This is a genomic window from Candidatus Zixiibacteriota bacterium, assembly GCA_029860345.1.
Taxonomy (GTDB): Bacteria; Zixibacteria; MSB-5A5; order GN15; family FEB-12; genus JAJRTA01.
Map to the genome: position 1 here is coordinate 63,665 of JAOUBJ010000014.1, position 21,115 is coordinate 84,779.

At 54.2% G+C, this 21,115-nt stretch carries 12 protein-coding genes; 6 read left to right on the forward strand and 6 right to left on the reverse strand.

Annotated elements, in window-relative coordinates; all coding sequences use genetic code 11:
• Window positions 1-117 precede the first annotated feature (117 nt).
• Entirely contained in the window at window positions 118-2,928 is a 2,811-nt protein-coding gene (locus tag OEV49_13810; protein MDH3892149.1) for a toll/interleukin-1 receptor domain-containing protein, read from the reverse strand.
• A 955-nt stretch (window positions 2,929-3,883) separates the two neighbouring features.
• On the opposite strand from OEV49_13810, the gene OEV49_13815 reads away from it, so the two are divergent.
• Window positions 3,884-4,597: a DNA/RNA non-specific endonuclease gene (locus OEV49_13815; protein MDH3892150.1), complete on the forward strand. Its 714-nt coding sequence runs from the start codon at window positions 3,884-3,886 to the stop codon at window positions 4,595-4,597.
• 128 nt (window positions 4,598-4,725) lie between these two features.
• Here OEV49_13815 and OEV49_13820 read toward each other — a convergent pair whose 3' ends face one another.
• Together OEV49_13820 and OEV49_13825 are read right to left on the reverse strand one after the other, a co-directional pair.
• Window positions 4,726-6,945 (reverse strand): tetratricopeptide repeat protein, encoded by a 2,220-nt coding sequence (locus tag OEV49_13820; GenBank protein MDH3892151.1) that lies wholly within the window; start codon window positions 6,943-6,945, stop codon window positions 4,726-4,728.
• A gap of 515 nt (window positions 6,946-7,460) precedes the next feature.
• Complete coding sequence (locus tag OEV49_13825) at window positions 7,461-9,434, reverse strand: oligopeptide transporter, OPT family (protein MDH3892152.1); 1,974 nt, start codon at window positions 9,432-9,434, stop codon at window positions 7,461-7,463.
• A gap of 649 nt (window positions 9,435-10,083) precedes the next feature.
• Here OEV49_13825 and OEV49_13830 point away from each other — a divergent pair.
• From OEV49_13830 to OEV49_13845, 4 genes are all read left to right on the forward strand, one after another.
• Window positions 10,084-10,905 carry a T9SS type A sorting domain-containing protein gene (locus OEV49_13830; GenBank protein MDH3892153.1) on the forward strand — a complete coding sequence of 274 codons (822 nt, stop codon included), beginning with the start codon at window positions 10,084-10,086 and terminating at the stop codon, window positions 10,903-10,905.
• A 403-nt stretch (window positions 10,906-11,308) separates the two neighbouring features.
• Entirely contained in the window at window positions 11,309-13,285 is a 1,977-nt protein-coding gene (locus OEV49_13835) for a hypothetical protein (protein ID MDH3892154.1), read from the forward strand.
• 513 nt (window positions 13,286-13,798) lie between these two features.
• Window positions 13,799-14,191: a BlaI/MecI/CopY family transcriptional regulator gene (locus OEV49_13840; protein ID MDH3892155.1), complete on the forward strand. Its 393-nt coding sequence runs from the start codon at window positions 13,799-13,801 to the stop codon at window positions 14,189-14,191.
• The gene (locus OEV49_13845) at window positions 14,188-15,612 is read left to right on the forward strand and encodes a M56 family metallopeptidase (GenBank protein ID MDH3892156.1); all 1,425 of its coding nucleotides are present in this window, start codon (window positions 14,188-14,190) and stop codon (window positions 15,610-15,612) included. The genes OEV49_13840 and OEV49_13845 overlap by 4 nt, the downstream gene beginning before the upstream one ends.
• Window positions 15,613-15,842: 230 nt before the next feature.
• Here the strand turns inward: OEV49_13845 and OEV49_13850 are convergent, their stop codons facing one another.
• From OEV49_13850 to OEV49_13860, 3 genes are all read right to left on the reverse strand, one after another.
• Window positions 15,843-16,163 (reverse strand): antibiotic biosynthesis monooxygenase, encoded by a 321-nt coding sequence (locus OEV49_13850; protein MDH3892157.1) that lies wholly within the window; start codon window positions 16,161-16,163, stop codon window positions 15,843-15,845.
• Between the two features lie 200 nt (window positions 16,164-16,363).
• Window positions 16,364-17,473: a hypothetical protein gene (locus OEV49_13855; GenBank protein MDH3892158.1), complete on the reverse strand. Its 1,110-nt coding sequence runs from the start codon at window positions 17,471-17,473 to the stop codon at window positions 16,364-16,366.
• A gap of 592 nt (window positions 17,474-18,065) precedes the next feature.
• Window positions 18,066-18,530 (reverse strand): hypothetical protein, encoded by a 465-nt coding sequence (locus tag OEV49_13860; protein ID MDH3892159.1) that lies wholly within the window; start codon window positions 18,528-18,530, stop codon window positions 18,066-18,068.
• 705 nt (window positions 18,531-19,235) lie between these two features.
• Between OEV49_13860 and OEV49_13865 the strand changes: the two genes are divergently transcribed.
• A complete protein-coding gene (locus tag OEV49_13865) occupies window positions 19,236-21,092 on the forward strand; it encodes a glutamate mutase L (GenBank protein MDH3892160.1) in 1,857 nt (618 codons plus the stop codon).
• Window positions 21,093-21,115 lie beyond the last annotated feature (23 nt).

The following is a 21,115-nucleotide window of genomic DNA, read 5'->3' on the forward strand; positions in this document are numbered from 1 at the left end:
AAAAACCCCGCGTTGCGCGGGGTGTCACCCCGAGCGCAGTCGAAGGACAGGCAAGCCTGTTCTTGTGCGCTACGCGCGCCACCAATGTCATCCTGAGCGGAGTCGAAGGATGCCGCGCTACTCCCCCAACTCCTCCAACAACCTGCCAGCTTCGGTGTACGCGGCATGGTAGGTATAATCGGGCGGCCCATCGCAATAGGCTAGTTTACGGGCTTTCTGTGCGTGTTCAAGCGCGGTCTTTTTGTCGCCTGAGTCGCGGGCGAGCTTGGCCAATTCCAGATGCGCATCCGCACCTTGCAAGACGTAACCACTCCGCTTGGTAATGAGCAGCGCTTCTTCCGCCAGCCGCTTTGCTTCCTTCGGATCGCCGGTGGCAGCACACAACCGCGCCAGATCAATCAGGATATCGGCCTCGTGATCCACCATGTTGATGCGGCGGCAACGTTCCAGCGCCTCGTGCAGGTGTCCTTCGGCCTCGTCAAGCTGCCCAACAACACGGTGTGCCGCGCCCAGCAGCCAGTGTGCCCGGACGTAGTCGCGCGCGTTAGGACGCCCTACCTGTATCTGCCATTCATCCGCTAGCTTAAGTGCTCGTTGCGCCGATTCAAGTGCAGACTGCGATGAGTAATTCACCGAGTCAGATTCTGAGCGAAGCCGCAGTAAGTCGCGCAGGGCACGGTAGGCACAGATCACACCTTGTGCCTGAAGGTGCTCATCTCGCTTCTTGATTACCTCGCTAGCTTTGAGAACATCAGAAGATTCTGACCACTGACCCCGGATTGCCAGCACTCTCCCCAATTCGTAAAGCCCCGTCCCTTCTTTCCCCTCGTCCGTGATCTCCCGGCAGATATCGATGCCGCGGCGCAAACTGGTATCGGCGGCCTGCAGAGCGCCAAGTTCGCGGTGGCGGTGGGCCACGTTCACCAAGACGGTAGCGAGGTTTCCTTTGTCGTCCTGCCTCTCACAAATCGCTATGTCCTGCTGAAACAGCGATGCTGCGCGGCGCGGTTGGCCAGTGAGTCCGTAGGAGTTCGCTAACGCTCCCAGCACCCAGCCCTGAGCGCTGTCATCTGTCAGACACGGAGGCCTGTCATCGCCGTCAGGGAAAAGCGCACACAGCAGGTCAATCTCCAACTGATAGGCGCCGAACTGGAAATAGATTGGGTCAGCGAGGCGATCCCGATAAAGTGCGCGCGCCTCGTCAAACTGCCCGGCACGGACGGTGTGGTGATAGAGTTCGATCACCGGATTCAGTTCCTCCAGGGTCGTCACCTCGGACGGTGTGGGAACGGCGGCGAAGTAACTACGCAGCTTTGTGTGGGCATCGTTGCGTTCGAGTTTGCCCAACCGGTCGTAGGCATAGCGACGAACGATGGGATGCAGGTCGAACTGTTTCTTCTCGGTGTCGTGGTGCAATAACCCTCGCGCAACCAGGTCTTGCAGATCGCTTTCGAGAGTTACGGTGGATTCTCCGGCCTCCACCGCCACGGCCTCTAATGTCTCGAATGTGACTGGGCTGCGGAAACAGGCTATACGGCTGAGCAACGCTCTTCGCTCTAAGGTGAGGGAGTCGTAGGCTACTTCCAGCACGTGATGCTGGCGCGCGACCAGATCACCTGCCACGTCCAACTCCTTAGCGACAGCGATATCGCCGGGTTGCTGCAGACTCTTCACCACCACGCCTGCGACCAAGCTCAGGCTGAGCGGATGGTAACCGTATGGTTCGCACACCTGCTCGATCTCGGCGCGCGCTCCACGTATGCCCCGAGCACGGAAGTACGCCACTGCATCATCAGGCTGCATCTGTAATAGTACCTCTTCGCAGCAGCCTTGCAGAAACTGACCGCCTGTGGTCTCCAGAATGCTGGGACAGAGCCGGGTGGTGAGCATGACTTTAGATCGAATATTTGGCAGAGTAGATACTCTCCGCAGGAAAGTCTCGGCCAGTGGCGAGATGCAGTCGGTGTCATTCTCTTTGGGCTTATCTCCGTCACCCTGATATGCCGCGTTGAGCCCGGCAAAGGCGCGCAGCTCCCGCTCGAAACCATCCAGCACCAACAGCGTGCCAGTTTTGTGGAGCTCGTCCACCAGCGCCTCGATGTCATTAGCGGTTGTAGTTGCTGACGTGACTTCCTCGCCGCTTATGTAACCCAAGGTTCTGGCAATGAATCTATCGAACGAGGCCTCACTTTCATAGAAGCTCCACCAGACAACACGCGGCCAATCGGTGGGCTTCACATCGTTCATCAGCCAATGCCAGACCAGCGCGCTCTTGCCAAAGCCACCCAGCGCCCGAAGACTGAGCAAAGGATGCGCCTCGTCAGCGTTCAGCCATTCGGACAGCATTCTGCGTTCGCTGATACGTCCGGTGAAGTTGGGCGGCATCGGATACGTATGTGCGAAGCACCAATTGTCGCGCTTCGGTGCTTTCGGTTTCGGCGGCTCCGGCGGCCTGCCCAACGCAGTCAGTAGCTGCCGCCAGGCGAGGTCAAGGTCGGCACCATCAGTAAAGTCGATGTGGTTGTACACGTCGATGTCGAGCGGTTTATCGGATTTCGTTTTGAGCAACGGGATCAGCCGGAGGTCGCGATTCGCCGGTCCGAGGGTCTGAACCATGACGGCCTCGAATTCGCACCACTCGCTCTCAATGTAATCAGGAGTGATTACCACCAATGTCTTGCGGCTTTCAACCACACCTCGCTTGCACTCCTTGACGTTCAAAGCTCCGGGCTTGAAATCACGGTGGTCAATAAACGCTGTCAGTCCAGCACTCTCGATGCGCTCAAGCAACTCCCCGCGCACCCATTCCTGGTCCTTGCTGCTGTACGAAATGAAAACGTCGTACTTGTAATCAGTCTCTTCGACCATCAACCCTACCTCTGGCGGATGCCGTGATGAACTGTCGCGCAGCCGTTTGATCGCGAGCACTGTTTTCTCGGGCGGCTACGTCGTTGGGAAGAAGATAATATCGTACACCTTTGGCTCAAAGCAAATTATGCGACATGCCTATACTTCGACTGTGTTCATACCTCGACTCCGCTCGGTATGACTTGAAGTGCGCACAGAGAAGTAGGGCGGGTCCGTCTTCGCCTGCGCGCCGCGGCGTGAACCCGCCGAGAGCCACAGCTTGCCTGTGTTAGGTCCGCCAATAGTCCAGACCCAAAAAGAGCCGTCGCGCGAGGTCGCACAACGGCACCCACGCGAGCTGAAGATCACGCGGGCACGGTATTGTGTACAACGCATGCTTCGACTCCGCTCAATACGAGGTTGGGAAGTGTGCGCGAAGCGCGAGAGCCATTCATGGCCGCGGAGCCCAAAGAAGCGATTTATCGCCGCCAATTCTGCGCTGGTGCACGTTTCTGCGCGCGAAAATCAGCAGCTTCTGCGTTTTTTGATGTTCCATACGAGCGTTCACAGATGTGAACATCCAAGCAACTGACTGCCCGGCTATGCGTTAGTGAATTGGATGCGTAGCTTGGCACACCGTTTGTTTATGTTATTGGCTCCGGGGTTAGTCGAACACTTAAATAGGCAAGCCCGCAAACCTGCCGATTTATGAGATCTTCAGGTAGTGATGATGGCGGTCGCACTACTTGAATGCCCCGGTTGGTGAGGAGAGAAAGGTCCCGACGAAAGTCGGGACCTTTTCGGTTTGTGGACACATGCTGTTTTGCTGAGAAAACGATTGCGGATGGAGCGACCGGCTTGGATATTACATATTATGCAAGGTGGGGTGATAACACTTCTTCGATTCGTCACCGCTTCCCCATTTGTTGAAACCTGGTAAGGCTGAATTGTGGACGACAACCGGGTCCGTGAAGCATGAATACTGACGATTGTTGACTTAGGGTTATTAACAGAAAACTTCGGAAGGAGAATCTCGATGGAATTACCGAATCTGAGGCGTGAAACCATATATGGAATGCCGGCAGCGGATCAGATAATGTTCAACAGGTATTATGTGCTGGGGTACTCCTATTATTTTCGCCAGGCCAAGTGGGCTTTGGAAATCGTAGACACGGCTAATACCGAAGTGGAACGATTGGATAACTTTCGTTCAGACTATCGAATCCCGGAAATGTTTCGTGCTGATCGTGTGGACTATGAAGGCTCAGGCTATCATCGCGGTCATCTCGTTGCAAGCGCCAATCAGAGAGAAACTGATTTGCAGAACAGCGAGACATTCCTACTATCCAACATGTCACCACAGAAACCCAACTTCAATACCGGCATTTGGAAAGAACTGGAATCGGAGGTCAGGAGACTGGACAAGAAGTCTAAGATTCTTGAGACTTTTGTCATTTGCGGCCCCATCTTCTATTTCGATAAGCCCGTCAAGAGCATAGGTGCCGATGACTCAAATGATGTGACCATACCGGTCCCAAACGCCTATTTTAAGTCAGTCTTAGCCGAGAACAAAAGCGGGACTCTTCACATGTGGTCATTTGTGTTTCCAAATGAAGGGACCAACAAATCGTTAGATTCGTTCTTGAAACCGACGACCCTTGTGGAAAAGCTGGCGGGCATAAAGTTGTGGGAACGTTTGACGGGCAAGAAGATTGACAAAGAGAAATCCAAGGTTCGCAAGATGTGGTAGGACCTCCAGCTACCGCCAGACAACTCGCGGCACAGAGGAAGTTCAGACAAACAGGCAACACACTGGGTGTGACCTTCGGCCCATGAGTCCACCGCAGCCGAAGTGCGTTACCCTGCGACTGTTGCCGCTCAGAAACCCCGTTGTTCCAAAACCTGTCGCAGATTCACAGCCGGCTGGAATGCGGAATCTATCTTCAGGGCGCGGTCTAAGAACTGATAGACACTGTCTTTCGGTTCGCCCGCTTGATAATAGGCATATCCGATAGAATACCAAGCCTGGTGCATGTCCGGATTGAGTTTCAGGGCCATCATCATTTTGGAGCAGCCTTCAGTGAACCGTCGTCGATTGATGTAGGACAAACCCCAATTGAAGTACTCCACCGATGACAGCTCCAGATAACGCTGGCCTTCTTTGTACAAACTGTCACTGATGCGATGGCCACCATGTCGGGAGTAGAAGGCTGCACCCTTATAATAGGCTCGGCCCAACTCTGGCGCCGTGACCATAGCCCTATGGTAAGCCTCGGCGGCTGAGTCCAGTTCGACCATTTCCTCGTGAACGTCGGCCATGTTCAGCCAGACCTGAGCCAGCTCGGCCGGCATCGTGACAGAAGAGTCGTACTTGTCCAGCGCGATCCTTAACAGGTTGAGCGCTGAGTCGCTGAACCCTTCATCACTTACCAACAAGCCGAGATTGTTGTAGAGTGGCGCATGATCCGGATTGAGCCGCAACCCGCGGTGGAAATTCGCCCTCGCCTCATCGACCATACCCAACCGGTATTGCACAAATCCCAGATTGTTGATCAAAGTAGGCGAATACGGATAGCTCTGATCGGCCAGCCGGTACTCTTTCTCTGCATTGACATAGTCTTTGACTGCTTCGTGCTGAATGCCCGAGTTGAAATGGACTTGAAAAAGACTACCGGTGGACAACTCGTAATAAGTGCGATTCACGAAAAACGCAGCCAGGCCAATCAGCAGCATCGCCGCCCACTCCTTTTTCCGAAGCGGTTTTGATCGTTTAATCAGGGACACCACACCGGCCGCAGCGAGTATGATCAGAAACGGCACCAGCGGTAGACGGTGACGAGCGGTGACCAAGAACAATACAATCGACGGTATGTAGGCTAACAAAAACAGATATACGGGCGCCAGATTACGCCACTTTGCTCGATGCACATATACACCTACCATGGCCAGCGGCAATAGTAATCCAAACGGAAAATACAACCAGTTGTCGATCTTGAAAAGCAATACCGACAACAGATGCGACTTGGTGCGCTGGTAATAGATGTCCAAATTGTCGGAGTTTTCAAGACCGCAGACTAAGTAAACCGATTTTCTCCATACGAGATCGAGGAACCTGGCTGGATTGTTCGCGATGAAACTAAGCGCCTTGGCTGTCCAGAACGAGGATTGCTCGGCCTCAGACAGTTCGCGTCCGGCTTCGCGCTGGGCTGCTGCTTTCGTTACTATGCCGAACTCGCGCCAACTTACCGACTCGTTTAAGTCAACCTCCGGCATGATCATGGTGAGACCGTCGGCTACCTGGTTGTTGCCAAGATGGAGGTTAATCCCACCCTGCGACGAGATTAGTATGGGATCTCCGGTCACTATCAGGTTACGCACGGTGACAGGTAACACCGCTATCAGCACGCCGATCAGCATGACCAGAGGTCGCTTCAACCGAGCCGTTGCAGCTGTCTCAGACTGTCGAACAAAGTACAGCCAGCCCATTAGTACCGGCACCACCAGCAGGATATTTGGACGAGCCAGGGCGGCCACGCCAAACAAAAGTCCGGTCACCAGCCAGTTGCGCACGGACATCGCATGGCGAAACTCAACAACCCGGTACATGCCCCAGGTGATCAAGAACAGAAAGAGCGCCGGTATGAGGAACATCGTCTCATAGAAGAGCAATGGCCCGTACAGGGCATAGGCAATCCCGGCAACTATCCCGGTGATGCGGTTGAACAACCTGCTTGCGATCAGGCAGACAAAGACAGAGGTTCCGGAGGCCAATATCGATTGCAGCAGCTTACTGAAGAATATCGAACCACCCGTAATGAAGTGCAAAAATGCCAACAAGTATGGATATAGCGGTGCTCGGAAGTAGGCCCCCTCGCCCCAAAACGATTTGCTGAGAATACCCTGAGCCCATTCCCAGTGCCACTTTTCATCGATCATCGGCGCTGTGAAACCGGGCTGCAAGCTGAGTTCGAACAGATAAACCAGCCGAGCCAAAAACGCCAGACCGGCGATAATCAACAACCAGCGGTGCCGGACGAGAAAACTCTCAGGACCTTCCGGACTGTCCGGTTCGACACTGTAGTTTTTCAACGGGGTCATTTCTGTTATACTAACGAGTCACAGTGTTCGTGGTCAAATGCTGCTCATATTTCTGTCATTCCCGCGTAGGCGGGGATCCATCTTCACTTTTGTTCCCGGCGGGTTCGAAGACGGACCCACCCTACCTTTAATACACTGCATAAGACCCACCAGCCGTTTCGCTATAGCTGCGGTAGATTCACCACCGCACGGAGCGCGCAAAACAGGCTTGCCTGTCACCCTGAGCGCAGTCGAAGGGTGAACCATCTATCTGACCTATCCCACACCACGACTGCGCTCGGTGTGACATCGACGCATATTGTCCAGCCAATCCTCGCAGTAGGTCAGGAGCCCAGTGCTCCTGACTCTCTCGGCAGGTCTGAAAACAGACCCGCACTACCGCATTCCAGTGGCGGGCTCACGCCGCGGCGTGCAGGCGAAGGCGGACCCGCCCTACGAATTGTGCCCGCGTGATCTTCAGATCGCGTGGGTCCTCAAGTGGTGTCGGTCGACCGCGCCCGACACCTGCTTTTCGCCTACTTCTTCGCAACACCCTTGAAAGCCAACCGGGCCAACATCAGGGTCAGCAGACTGAAAGCAATCAGACCGATCCACGGACCCCACGAACCGGAGAGTGTATCAAGCATACCCTCGTGTTCGTTGTAGAAGTGCTCGTATGTCGCCCACGATCCGATCATGAAAGCTACGGCCACTCCAATCAGAGCGTCACCAGCCACCATGCCCGAAGCAAACAATGTCCCGGCCAGGTTTTTGGCGCCATACTCCTCTTTGCGAACGTACTTTTTGACCAGCATGGCCACCAGCCCGCCAGTCATTATCGGCGTCGACAACGAGAGTGGCAGATAAAGACCGATCGCGAACGGCAACGACGAAATGCCCAGTAATTCAACCGCGAGGGCAATAAAGCCGCCTACAATAATCGGTTGCCATGGCAGATTGGCGTTCATGATTCCCTGCACGACCACCGCCATCACATTGGCCTGCGGCGCCAAAAGCGGGTCGCGCACTGTGGCGCCTTCGACGAATCCGAATGCTTCGTTCAGATAGTACAGAGTGAAACCCATAGCCAGGGCCGGAAACAGAAGTCCTATAAACTCGGTCAACTGTTGCCGCCACGGTGTGGCGCCGAGCAGGTAGCCGGTCTTCAAATCCTGTGCAATATCGCCGGACATACAGACAGCGATACAAACGACAGCACCCACCGACATCGCGGTGACCATTCCCTCGACTCCCTCGACGCCGAAGTAAAGCAGTATCATACACGTCACAAGCAGGGTCGCGATAGTCATCCCGGATACCGGCGACGATGATGACCCCACAATTCCTACAATCCGGGCCGCTACAACCACGAAGAAGAAGCCGAACAGCACAGCGAGTACGGCGCCGATAAAGTGAAGTTCGGTACCCGGCAGCATCCAGATTGCGATCACCACACCGACCACACCCAACAGCACCCACTTCATGGGCAGGTCTTTATCGGTCCGGGGTGCAGCTTCCACCGCTTCTTTGGCGCCCATCAGTTGTTTGAACCCTTTGCTGAACGATGAGATGATTACCGGGAAGGACTTTATCAGCGACACAAATCCACCAATGGCCACCGCTCCCACACCTAAGTACTTGATATAGTTGCCACGAAGTTGTGCCGGGTCCATTTCGCTTAACGGTATTGTGCCGGGTGCAATAATGATCCCGGGGATCTGATCCCCGATAAACGACAGGAGCGGACCGATGCCCAGGTATCCAAGAACTGCGCCGCTGAGCATCAATGCGCTGATCCGTGGTCCAATGATGTATCCGACGCCCAGCAGTGCCGGCGTGGAATCAACACCTATCGTACCGCCTTTAAGAAATCCCTTGAAATCGTAGCTTGGTGACTGCGACCAAACACGCAGCATGTCGTAGGCCATCTTGAATAACGCGCCGATAGCGATACCCCCGAAAACCATTTTCGCTTTCCCGCCACCTTCGTCTCCCGCTACGATAATCTCTGCGCAGGCCGTTCCCTCGGGAAATCTCAGTTTACCGTGCTCGGTGTGAACAAGATACTTGCGCAAAGGGATCATCAAAAGGATACCGAGGGCGCCGCCCAACATCGACAGCCAGAATATCTGCATTTTGGATACTTCGTGGAAATACCCGGCTGCGGCTAGTTGCTCGTTGGCCGACCAGATAAAAAATGCCGGTATTGTGAAAATAATTCCGGCTGCGAGGGATTCACCGGCCGAGCCTACTGTTTGCACGATGTTGTTCTCCAACACAGTCACATTGCGACCGAAGAAAATGCGGAGCACAGCCATTGAGATCACCGCCGCCGGAATCGATGCCGATACCGTCATGCCGAATTTCAATCCCAGATAGGCGTTAGCCACACCGAACAGTACTGAGATCAAAGAGCCCAGTACCAGGGCTTTTACGGTGACTTCGGCGACTGTTTTTCCGGCCGGAATGACCGGTTCGAATTTGGCGTTGTTGGCTTTGTTTTCGTCCACTCTTCCTCCTGGGGTGTAAGGATGGCCGTTATCAATGCGACTATATTATGGCGGTCGCTTGGTATGTCAAGATATTACTGGTGGTAAACCACCTCTTCGCGCTTCGCGGCGATAAATCGCTTCCTTGCGCTGCGCGCCATTCAGGTCATACTAAGCGCAGCCAGACGTTGACCGGTCGAAGGTGTAAGAAAGGCTCTGTTGAAGCACCAAAGGTATATAATGCGATGTGATGTGGAAAAAAAGACCCGGAATCGCACATTTTGCGCCGAACCATTGCGAGTATAAACCGACTAAATAGGCAAAAGTTTTAGTTTTTGAGGAACAAGTTTCGCATCACATTGTAAAAGAATGCGTATGGTATAGGAGACCAATCACACGGGATTGGCATTGCAACGCAGGACGTAAGACTCAAAGAGGCGATAACGAAACACAAAACGCTTGACAAAAACCGAGACGAAATATAAGTTATGAATAGACCCGAATCTAAAGACCGTCGATATTATAAATCCACGTTAAGAGTTAACGGCTTCACCGATTGCACAGGCGTATTACGGATGGACAACGGCTGCTTGGGATCATGGACGAACGGTTCCTCGAGTAGCTACAAACCAACACTATTAGCACGGGCAAAGTGCTAAGGAGGTGAACCTTGACAAAACGGTTTTACACACTAACGGTTGTTCTGATCGTTCTTGTGCTGCCGGCGATGGTTTTCGGTGCAGCGTCGAAGTTCGGCGTGGCCAAGGCCATTGGTGGTGAGAACAATCTCATCACGGTACCGCTGCAGATCAGCAACCAGGACAATCTAACCGCTCTGGACATTCCGCTGTCCTTCTCTGAAGGTGTGACGCTTACTGAGGTCAGTTTTGAAGACACTCGTGTCGATTACTTCGATCTCAAAGTGGCATCCATCGACAACGAGAGCAACACGGTGCTGATCGGTCTGCTCCCGCAGATGAGCAGCGTAAAGAAAGACGATCTGAAAGCCGGTACCGGCGCCATCGCCAATCTGACTTTCCAGATTGATGATCCTTCGGTCAAGGAAGTGACCTTGGAAGCGATCACGATGGAAGATCCGCATCACCAGCTTACTTTCGTCTATCATGCTTTCTCGCAGGGTGGCCAGCGCTCGATCGCGCTTGAGCACCCCAAATTCGAAGCCGTGACGGTTTCTCTCAGTGGTGTTTCAGGATCTCCCGAAGTGCCGGAGAAGTTCAGTCTGTCACAGAACTATCCCAACCCGTTCAACCCAAAAACCAGCGTGCAGTACAGCCTGCCGACCGCCGGTCATGTCAATCTTACTGTGTACAATGTACTCGGACAGACTGTTGTGACTTTGGTCGACCAGAAGCAGGAAGCCGGCACCTTTACGGCTGATTGGGATGCTTCGAACAATTCCAGTGGTGTCTACTTCTATCGGTTGACCACCGACCAAAACACCGAGACGAGGAAGATGCTTCTGCTAAAATAGCGGAGTGCTTATTGAAGTAAATTCGTTAAAGCCTACGAGCGACGCCCTCTCTTTTGAGAGGGCGTTTTTTTTGTGCGGGGGTGGGGTGGGGTGGGGGCAGTGTATTCGGGCACCCTTCGACTCCGCTCAGGGTGACGTGTGCAACGCGCGAAGCGCAGGAAGTGATTCATCACCTCATGCTGAGCGGAGTCGAAGCATGAATGCAGCGTCGGTTCCTGTCATCGCGGAAAAGACATTGACAATTCGGACGTTTTGGGATATTCTTAGCGCAGTGCAAGGTCCAATCGCGCCCTATGACCCTCAGTTGAGACGTACCTGACTCGATTTCCTGTCGTCTACTGTGGAGCCTTGCGGGTGATTCGGTAGTCTTTCCGGGTCAGACAGATTCAGAGGAGGAGTAACTATGTATCCCACCACAATCATTCCGAAGCCTACACTTGTCATAGCGCTGCTCCTCATCGTCGTGGCGCCATCTGTTCTTGCCTATGACACCACATCCATCAGTTACGGCTACAGCGGTGCAGGGGCAATCTCCCCGGCTGGAGAGTACGACGTGTACTACTTCGATGGCGAGATCGGTGATGTAGTCCTGATCCGGATGAGCGATACGGAAGACAACGGAGTCTATATTGACCCTCGGATCGAGTTGTATGATCCGAGTGGGAGCCTGATCGCATCCGATAGCACCAGCAGCTTCCAAGCCCAGGTATTAGATGTACAATTGGAAAGCACGGGCACCTTTAAAATCGTCGCCAGTGACTGGGGCGATAACGACACCCGAGCTTACGGCCTTAGCCTTCAGTGTGTGAACACAACCGGCTACGCCGAGCTTATCAGCTATGGTTACAACGGCGAGAGCAGTATCGCGTTTCTGTCCGAGATGGACGCTTACCAGTTCGATGGCACAGCCGGCGATGTCATCCTGATCCGAATGAGTGATACGGAGGACAACGGAGTCTATATTGATCCAAGGATCGAGTTGTATGACCACAACGGTGTTCTTGTTGCATCCCACCAGACATCCACCTTCCAGGCCAGGATTGTGGACTTCACTCTGCCGTCCACAGGCACCTACACTCTCATCGCCAGCGACATCAACGGCGAAGACGTACGAGCATACGGTTTGGGCCTTCAGTGTGTGAACACAACCGGCTACGCCGAGCTTATCAGCTATGGTTACAACGGCGAGAGCAGTATCGCGTTTCTGTCCGAGATGGACGCTTACCAGTTCGATGGCACAGCCGGCGATGTCATCCTGATCCGAATGAGTGATACGGAGGACAACGGAGTCTATATTGATCCAAGGATCGAGTTGTATGACCACAACGGTGTTCTTGTTGCATCCCACCAGACATCCACCTTCCAGGCCAGGATTGTGGACTTCACTCTGCCGTCCACAGGCACCTACACTCTCATCGCCAGCGACATCAACGGCGAAGACGTACGAGCATACGGTTTGGGCCTTCAGTGTGTGAACACAACCGGCTACGCCGAGCTTATCAGCTATGGTTACAACGGCGAGAGCAGTATCGCGTTTCTGTCCGAGATGGACGCTTACCAGTTCGAAGGCACAGCCGGTGATGTCATCCTGATCCGAATGAGTGATACGGAGGACAACGGAGTCTACATTGATCCGCAGATCGAGTTGTATGACCACAACGGTGTTCTTGTTGCATCCCACTGGACATCCACCTTCCAGGCCAGGATTGTGGACTTCACTCTGCCGTCCACAGGCACCTACACTCTCATCGCCAGCGACATCAACGGCGAAGACGTACGTGCTTACGGTTTGGGCCTTCAGTGTGTGAACTGCTTTGGAATCTTGCCAACGATAAGATATAGCACCTGTGATACTGGCAGGGTCGCTCTGCTATCCGAGATGGACGGTTTTCAATTCGTGGGGTCCGCAGGTGACAGTGTCATCATCCGGATGAGCGACGGCTATGGTAACGGCGTGTATATTGACCCTCGAATCGAACTATTTGATCCTGATGGTGAGAGACTGGCAGACACCGCCACAACAGGTGCTGAGGGCAGCCTCGAAGTCAAGATAGACGGAAGCGGCCTTCACACAGTAATTATGAGCGACTTTGGCGGAGATGACTCTCGCGCTTATGATTTCTCCCTGTGCAATCCCGATCCTGAAGGATGCTACGGGATACGCGGGAATGTCAATGGTTCCAGGTGTGACTGCAATATTATTGATATCAGCGATCTTGTCTTTCTGATCGATTACATGTTCCAGAACGGCCCAGAGCCGCCCAACTGGGACGAGGCCGACATCAACGGCTCAGGGACTTTGCCTATTGACATCAGCGATCTGGTATACTTGATCGATTACATGTTCAGTGGCGGTCCACCGCCGCCGGATTGTCCGTAGAAGTTATGTGGGCTGGAGGCTCCCGGCGGACCATGGTTGCCCCGGCCCCTCCCCCCCCCCAACCAAAAACAGAACCAACCCACCGCAAAATGCGAATGCGTGCTCATATAGCAGGATCAGCCTTCGACAACACCGAAAAACCGGCCCGAAAAAACGTTTTCCGCAAAACGAACCCATTTCCCTGCCGCCCAGCCTCGCTGTGTTGTCATGCTGGCGAAGGCCAGCATCCAGTCCTCGCTTGCAGAACTGGATTCCGGGTCAAAGTCCGAAATGACAAGGAAGCGAGCCGCACGACCCCTCGACTCCGCTCGGGGTGACATGGGCACGCGCGAAGCGCGAAAAAGTGATTCATCACCGCTTAGCGCCAAAAAGGCAACTTGTTGCCTGCTAAAAAAATAGCATTAAAACTTGACAAATATACGACTATGTGCTAAATTTTTAGCAGAAAAGAGTGAACGTTTGGACAACTGGTACGACTAATAGGGTAGAGACAAACAAGACAAGAAGGCAAATATGAGCAAAAAACAACTCAATCAGCTAAGTCGGCGGGAAAGACAAATCGTCGATATACTCTACCGCCAAGGTGAAGCTGCCGTCGCCGACGTGCTAAAAGCACTGCCCGATCCGCCCAGCTATTCGACCGTGAGGGCGCTTTTGGCCGTGCTGGTGGAAAAAGGATACGTCAAACACCGTCAAAACGGGCGGCAGTATCTGTACAGCCCAACGGTCAGCCGAACCCAGGCCAGGCGAACAGCGCTCAACCATGTCGTGCAGACCTTTTTCGATGATTCGGTCGAGGACGTTGTCGCCGCCCTCATGAGTATGAAGAGCACCAAATCATCTACCACAGAGTACGAGCGACTGTCGCGTCTCATCGAAGCCAGACGCAAGAAGGGGAAGAAATGATGATCAATCTGTATGAACAAGTATGGCCCTATCTATCCTCCGGCGGCTGGTTGTTCGGGCTGCTTGGATACTTCGTAAAGTCATCGTTGATTCTGCTGGTTGCGCTTCTGGTCCAGCCGTTACTGAAGAAAAGACCGCCTGCGGTCCGTCATCTGGTGATGCGGTCGGCCTTTTTGGGTGTTGTCGCACTCACTCTATTGTGGCCGCTGTTGCCTTCATGGCAAATGAACTGGCCCGGATTCATAGCGAATGGTTGGAACACAACAGTCGCCGTGCTTCAGCCAGAGGTAACCTCACTGGCAGATTCGACAGTAGAGGCCACTAGTGTCCACTGGTCGGTGTGGGCGTTGGCAGTTTGGCTGATGGGCAGCTTGCTGGTAGGATTGAGGTATTGTTCGGGTCTGTTCTCAGCGGGGAAACTTGCTCGCGACGGGTCGCCGGTCGAAGACAAAGATACCCTGCTTGCGGCGAGACGTATCGCCAACCAGATGGACGTTCGACGACCGGTGCGGATGATTATAAACAAGCGCCTTACCGTTCCCATCGTGTTCGGCCTGTTTCGCCCCACAATCCTGCTGCCGGCCGACGCCGGCCAATGGACTCAGGAGAAGCGCGACCTCGTTCTGCGTCATGAGTTGGCCCATGTCAAACGGCTCGACAGTCTGTGGCTGCATCTGGCCGCCTGGTCGTCGATTCTGCACTGGTTCAACCCACTGGTCTGGGCGACCCGGGGCAAAATGGTGGCCGAAGCCGAGTTTGCCTGCGACGACAGCGTCCTCGAAATCGGCGTCGTGTCATCTGATTACGCACAACATCTTCTGGACTGCGCTCGTGAGGCCGGTCGGTTGGATCGTTCGGTCCGCACCGGTGTGGCGCTGGCCTATAACACTCAATTGGAGGGAAGAATCATGTCTATTCTTACCAATCGCAAACGAGCAACACTCACCACTGTCCGGCTAACCGCCTTGGTCACAGCTGTAATGTTTGCCCTTTCCTTGCCACTGGTCGGCCTAAGCTGGCAGGCTCAGGCAGGAGAAAAACCGACGCCAAAAACTCCTGCAACAGAGAAAGAGAAACAGAAACAGGCTGAAGACGCTGCGCTGCCGGGTCCTGATGAGTTTATCGAGGTGGATACCTATCCCGAAATGACGTATCAGGAAACGCCGGTCTACCCGGTCAAGGCCAAGAAGGCTGGTATTGAGGGCGAGGTTTGGATCAAATCGCTTGTGAGCATCAAAGGGACGGTTCTCAAAGCTCAGTTGGCCAAGACTTCGGGGCAGAAGTCGATGGACAAGTCGGCCCTGAAAGCGGCCTATCAGAGTAAGTATAAACCGGCCATGCAAAAAGGCAAACCAGTGGCTGTTTGGGTGACATATAAAGTCGCCTTTGCGCTCAGCGACAAGTCGGACTCGGACAAGTAGGACCGACTGCAAACTGGATCCGCCCCACACAAGGTTTGAGCGGCCATCCGATGAAGACCAAGTAGTTTGACACGGCGCTGGGTCCTATTCGCCACAGGCGGGTAAGAGCCAGCGCTTTGTCTCTATCTATAGCCAACCGCGCGCGATCAGCCAGGGAACCAACAGCCAGGCCAGCCCCTTGGCCATGAAGAACACAAAGCCCCAAACACCCAGTTTCCGAAACCAGCTTTTCATTCGGTGATCACTTCATAGGTTCGGAATTCCGAACGCATGGGAGGTTCATCGCCGCGTGCTCTGGCCGCTTCCAGGTCGGCAAAGCCGCGTTTGTGTCCTGCTGTAAAGGCATCCGATTTGCTCCAGTCCTTGAACGCCTGTTCCGAATGCCACTCGCTAACAATGAGGTAACGCTCGTCCTGTTTGGTCGGCCGCAGAACCTTCATGCGCACGAAACCGGGCATGTGGTCGATCGCACCGGCTCGACTGGCAAACAATTGTTCGAACCTGGAGCGATACTCCGTCTGGCAGGATATGTAGTTGATAGCAACAAACATCCGTTTCTCCTATTCACACTTTTAGGAAATGATACGGGGAGAAGCCGGACCCTGAGACACAAATTGTGCGCTTTTTTGGGGCCTTAATGGTACTCCACCTAAAGCGAAGCGTCAGGTGGGACCTTTCAAGCACGAACCCACCCGCCCATAATTGGGCTGATGCGCAAGGCCTCAGGGCGGGGTACCGTTCGCCGCTGGAATCACTCGTCTTCCGGCCAAACCCAGTCGGCGATAAAGACGTTGGTCTCACCCCTGACCTTGTTGTCACGATTGGATGCGAAAACCAACTTTGTGCCGTCGTGGGAGAACATCGGGAAACCGTCAAAGGTCTGATTGTGTGTGACCTGCCGAATCTCCTTGGTCTCTATATCGATCAGAAACAGATCGAATCGTCGACGCGTCTCTTGATCGTGCAGGTTGGAACAGAAGATGATATGCTTGCCGTCGGGATGAAAGTACGGACCGAAATTGGCGGCGCTGTTGTCGGTAAGTCGGATCGGCTTGCGATCTGCGAGGTTCATGATGTACAAGTCGAGCTTCGACGGACGGATCAGATGTTGTTTGAGTAGTCGTTGGTAGTCGGCCATGCTCTCCCCTTCCGGTCGCGAGGCACGATAGCAAATCCATTGACCATCGAACGAGAAGAAGGCGCCACCGTCGTAGCCGGGTGCATCGGTTAGCTGCTCAACGCCGGAACCGTCGGGGTTCATGATGAAAATCTCCAAGTCGCCGGTGCGATCAGATGTAAAGACAATCCTGTCACCCTGCGGCGAGTAGACAGCTTCGGCGTCGTAGCCGGGTGCGTCGGTGAGACGGACAATATTGCCGCCATCGGGGTCGGCGCTGAAAATATCGTAGCTGTCATAGAGGGCCCAGACATATCCCTGCGACATATCGGCGTCGGGCAAACAGTCATCGGCACCGAGATGGGTCGAGCAGTAGATAATCGATTTGCCGTCGGGCGCTATGAACGAGCAGGTGGTGCGACCTTTGCCGGTGGAGACCAGTGTCTTTTCGCTACCGTCTGAGTTCATGGTGAATATCTGATCGCATTCAAAACTGTCGACCTCTGCCTGGAAGATGATTTTGGACGCATCATAACTGAAGTACGCTTCCGCGTTTTGGCCACCAAAGGTCAATTGGCGGAGGTTCTTGATATGCCTCTCCCCTTCGAACATCGTGACAGCGCTTGTGGATTCGACGGCGGCTTTGTCGGTGGTTGTCTCCGCATCTTTTTTGGAGCACACAGTCGTTAGACTCATAGTGATCAACAGGATAGTTATTGCCAGAATGCTTTTTCGTGCGATCATCGTTTCTTCCTTTCTCAGATTGTTGTTGATGATAAGTACGAAATCCTGTGCTGCGGGGAAAGTGGTTTTTGGGGGGTGGTGGCACGGGCGGTCTGCCGGCTGGCCGTCTCAAACCTTGTTTGTGACGGGTGGTTTAGAGTCACCCCCAAGCCAGGCTTGAGGGTGCCACCCAGTCGGATTCATGGTACTAAACGGAACGATATTGAGTTACGACGAATTGGGTTCGTTTTGGGTACTTTCGCTTTACTCCCAACGCCCCACTTCCCGCGAATGTACAAGCCACCTATGGCGGGTTCACGCCTCGGCGCGCAGGCGATGACGGACGCGGCCTACTACAAGGTTGCGCCGCCGCGTTTTGTATGGGATTGGTAGAGTCTTTGTGGCGAATAAACCCACCCGGCGCGAAGCGCTCTGGGTGGGGTACCGAAGTGCTTGGGCGGCAACTCGCGTCCAAGCGTTGTGCCCGCTGAGTCTTCAGACTCGGTGGGCACATGGACAGCATTCTTTCTAGCTCGGGGATTCATCTAATCCCACAGCAAGCTGTGGGGCACCCGGCGGGTTTGGAGACGGACCCGGCCTACAAGATGGATCGCTAGTGGTCGTGGCCAGCGTGAGCCGCACCGAGAAAAGCGATCGTTTTCTCAGCGTGAGTATGGATTCCGGCAATTGTTGCTTCATCCGTCGAGCTGACAACCATAATATCACTCGCCTGCGTGGTTACGTTATCGGCTTTAGCGCCTTTTTTCAGAAGCAAGGATAGCGATGTACAGTAGCCGCAAACCTGAATCTCTTCACCTGCGACAACTTTACCCATGATTTCCTTCATCCGGCCCTTAGCTCGATCAAACTTCTCCTGATAGTCAGGCTTGATAGTTGAAACGGTCATGACGCCGGTGGCGGTCAGATGATGTTCCCATGTCATGTTCTCCATCAGGCCTTCTTCAGAAGAAACATTACTACAGATAGGGCAGTCTTTCATATCCACCCATGGGGCATTGTCACCAGCGAAGGTGACCGTGGCGATGAGAAGCAGGATCAGGGTTGCGGCGATTTTCATTTTTCAGACTCCAGCAAAATGTTTAATATGCGGACCTCAATGCACAAACGCCGATGACATCCGCATAGAGTCTAAAAGTGTATCCTCACTGTCTTTGTTCCCGATAATAACACAGAGCATATTTGATCCATGTCGAGGGACGTCACTCACTGGGCCCACCAGCCCATGAATGGGTCTGATCCGCGAAGCGCTCTGGGTGGGGTACTGGAGTGATAAATCACTCTTTCGCGCTTTGCGAGCCGGTGATCTCGGCTATAGTCTTTGAGTAGGGCAGGTCTCTCTTCTTTTGGAGACCTGCCAGCAATGGCGGGTTCACGCCTCGGCGCACAGGCGAAGACGAACCTGCCCCACAAGATTGCATCGGATGGATTCATGCTTCGACTCCGCTCAGCATGAGGTTGTGTCGGGACCGCTAAGGGGTACCGACCTACAGGAAGTCTGTCGAAACCCGCCTTCGGCGACCATAAATGGCATTTATGCCCTTCGGGCCAGGGGTTTCGACCTACAAAGACAAGATGGATGCCGGATCAAGTCCGGCATGACGAGATCGTAGCCGCAAAAAACCCCCTTTACATCCAAATCGGGATGTGTTATTATGGCTGGCTCTGAGGTCCCCCAAAGGCCGGAAAAAGCTCAGGCTATTGTTTTGGGAGCCAAAGGTATAGATAGAATAATGTAACCATTCAGAAAACACGGATTTAGTTAATGGCCAAGTTCGACAATCCCGATGACATAAAAGTAATCGTCGCCACCGACTGCGGCTCCACCACGACCAAAGCAATCCTGATCGAATTCGTCAACGGCGAATATCGCCTCATGCATCGAGGCGAAGCACCCACCACGGTCGAAGCGCCGTTTGAAGATGTTACCATGGGCGCGCTCAACGCCGTGGCCGAAGTGGAAGAGCTCTCCGGGCGCAAGATTCTCGATGAAAACGGCAAGTTCATCTCACCATCCAACGGCAAGACCGGTACCGATGTCTATATCTCGACTTCGTCCGCCGGTGGTGGTTTGCAAATGATGGTGGCCGGCGTGGTTCGATCTATGACCGCCGAATCTGCCGAGCGGGCAGCGCTGGGAGCCGGTGCTATCGTCATGGATGTGATCGCATCGAACGACAAGCGTCTCCCCCACCAGCAGATCGAACGTATCCGCGCGTTGCGTCCGGATATGATTCTGTTGTCAGGTGGCATTGACGGCGGCACGACCACACACGTTGTTGAAATCGCCGAGTTGATCGCCGCCGCCGATCCGCGCCCGCGGCTGGGATCGTCGTATAAACTGCCGATCATTTATGCCGGTAATAAAGAGGCCACGGACCTGGTCAAGGAGGCGATGGCCGACAAGGTCGATCTCAAAACGGTCGACAATCTCCGTCCTGTGCTCGAACGTGAGAACCTCGGCCCGGCGCGCGAGGAGATCCACGAACAGTTCATGGAACATGTCATGGCCCAGGCGCCCGGCTACAAGAAGCTGATGTCGTGGACCGATGCCGATATCATGCCGACGCCGGGCGCGGTGGGGCTGATTATTCAGACTATCGCCGAGCAGTACAATATCGAGGCGGTCGGTGTCGATATCGGCGGCGCGACCACCGATGTATTCAGCGTTTTCCGTCCTGACATGGAGACGCCGGTTTTTAACCGCACCGTGTCGGCCAATCTGGGCATGTCTTACTCTATCTCGAACGTATTCGCCGAAGCCACTCTGCCGATGGTGATGCGCTGGGTGCCGTTCAAAATGGAAGAGCGTGACCTGCGCAACCGGGTCAAGAACAAAATGATCCGACCCACGACCATTCCGCAATCGATGGAAGAGTTGATATTCGAGCAGGCCATCGCCAAAGAAGCGCTCAGGCTGGCCTTCGTTCAGCACAAAAACTTCGCCACCGTCCTCAAGGGTGTGCAGCAGCAGCGCACAATCGCTGATGCTTTTGAGCAGTCCGGTTCCGGTAGTACCATTGTCAACATGATGAGTCTTAACATGCTGATCGGCTCCGGTGGTGTTCTGTCGCATGCTCCCAGACGTCAGCAGTCGGGTCTGATGATGATCGACGCTTTCATGCCCGAAGGAGTGACACGCCTGGCGGTCGATTCCATCTTTATGATGCCTCAACTGGGCGTCCTTACCGAGGTCCATAAGAAAGCAGCCACCGAAGTATTCATAAAAGACTGCCTTATACACCTGGGCACTTGTGTCGCACCGGCCGGTGTGACCAAGAAGCCGGGCCCGGTAATGAAGTATACGATCGATCTGCCCGGCGGACAGGTCACCGGAACACTCGATCATCTTGAGATGAAACGGTTCGACCTCGGCCTGGACGACAATAATCAGCCGCTCGAATGCAAGGCCGTGTTTGAGCCGGAACGTCAATACGATTGCGGCGCCGGTAAGGGGCACCGTTTGGAAACCAAGCTGCACGGCGGCGTGGTCGGGGTCGTGCTCGACGGACGTGGTCGACCGTTCGATCTTTCCACTCTCACAGAAGATGAGCGCGTGTCACACCTGCGGGCCTGGATGACCGAACTCGATATTTACCCAACCGACCGGCTTAAGGACTGATTGACGCCGGGCCGGTTAAGCAG

Coding starts and splice junctions, on each gene's coding strand:
- OEV49_13815 (MDH3892150.1), top strand. CDS start 3,884: ATGGAATTACCGAATCTGAGGCGTGAAACCATATATGGAATGCCGGCA.
- OEV49_13820 (MDH3892151.1), bottom strand. CDS start 6,945: ATGACCCCGTTGAAAAACTACAGTGTCGAACCGGACAGTCCGGAAGGT.
- OEV49_13835 (MDH3892154.1), top strand. CDS start 11,309: ATGTATCCCACCACAATCATTCCGAAGCCTACACTTGTCATAGCGCTG.
- OEV49_13840 (MDH3892155.1), top strand. CDS start 13,799: ATGAGCAAAAAACAACTCAATCAGCTAAGTCGGCGGGAAAGACAAATC.
- OEV49_13845 (MDH3892156.1), top strand. CDS start 14,188: ATGATGATCAATCTGTATGAACAAGTATGGCCCTATCTATCCTCCGGC.
- OEV49_13850 (MDH3892157.1), bottom strand. CDS start 16,163: ATGTTTGTTGCTATCAACTACATATCCTGCCAGACGGAGTATCGCTCC.
- OEV49_13855 (MDH3892158.1), bottom strand. CDS start 17,473: ATGATCGCACGAAAAAGCATTCTGGCAATAACTATCCTGTTGATCACT.
- OEV49_13860 (MDH3892159.1), bottom strand. CDS start 18,530: ATGAAAATCGCCGCAACCCTGATCCTGCTTCTCATCGCCACGGTCACC.
- OEV49_13865 (MDH3892160.1), top strand. CDS start 19,236: ATGGCCAAGTTCGACAATCCCGATGACATAAAAGTAATCGTCGCCACC.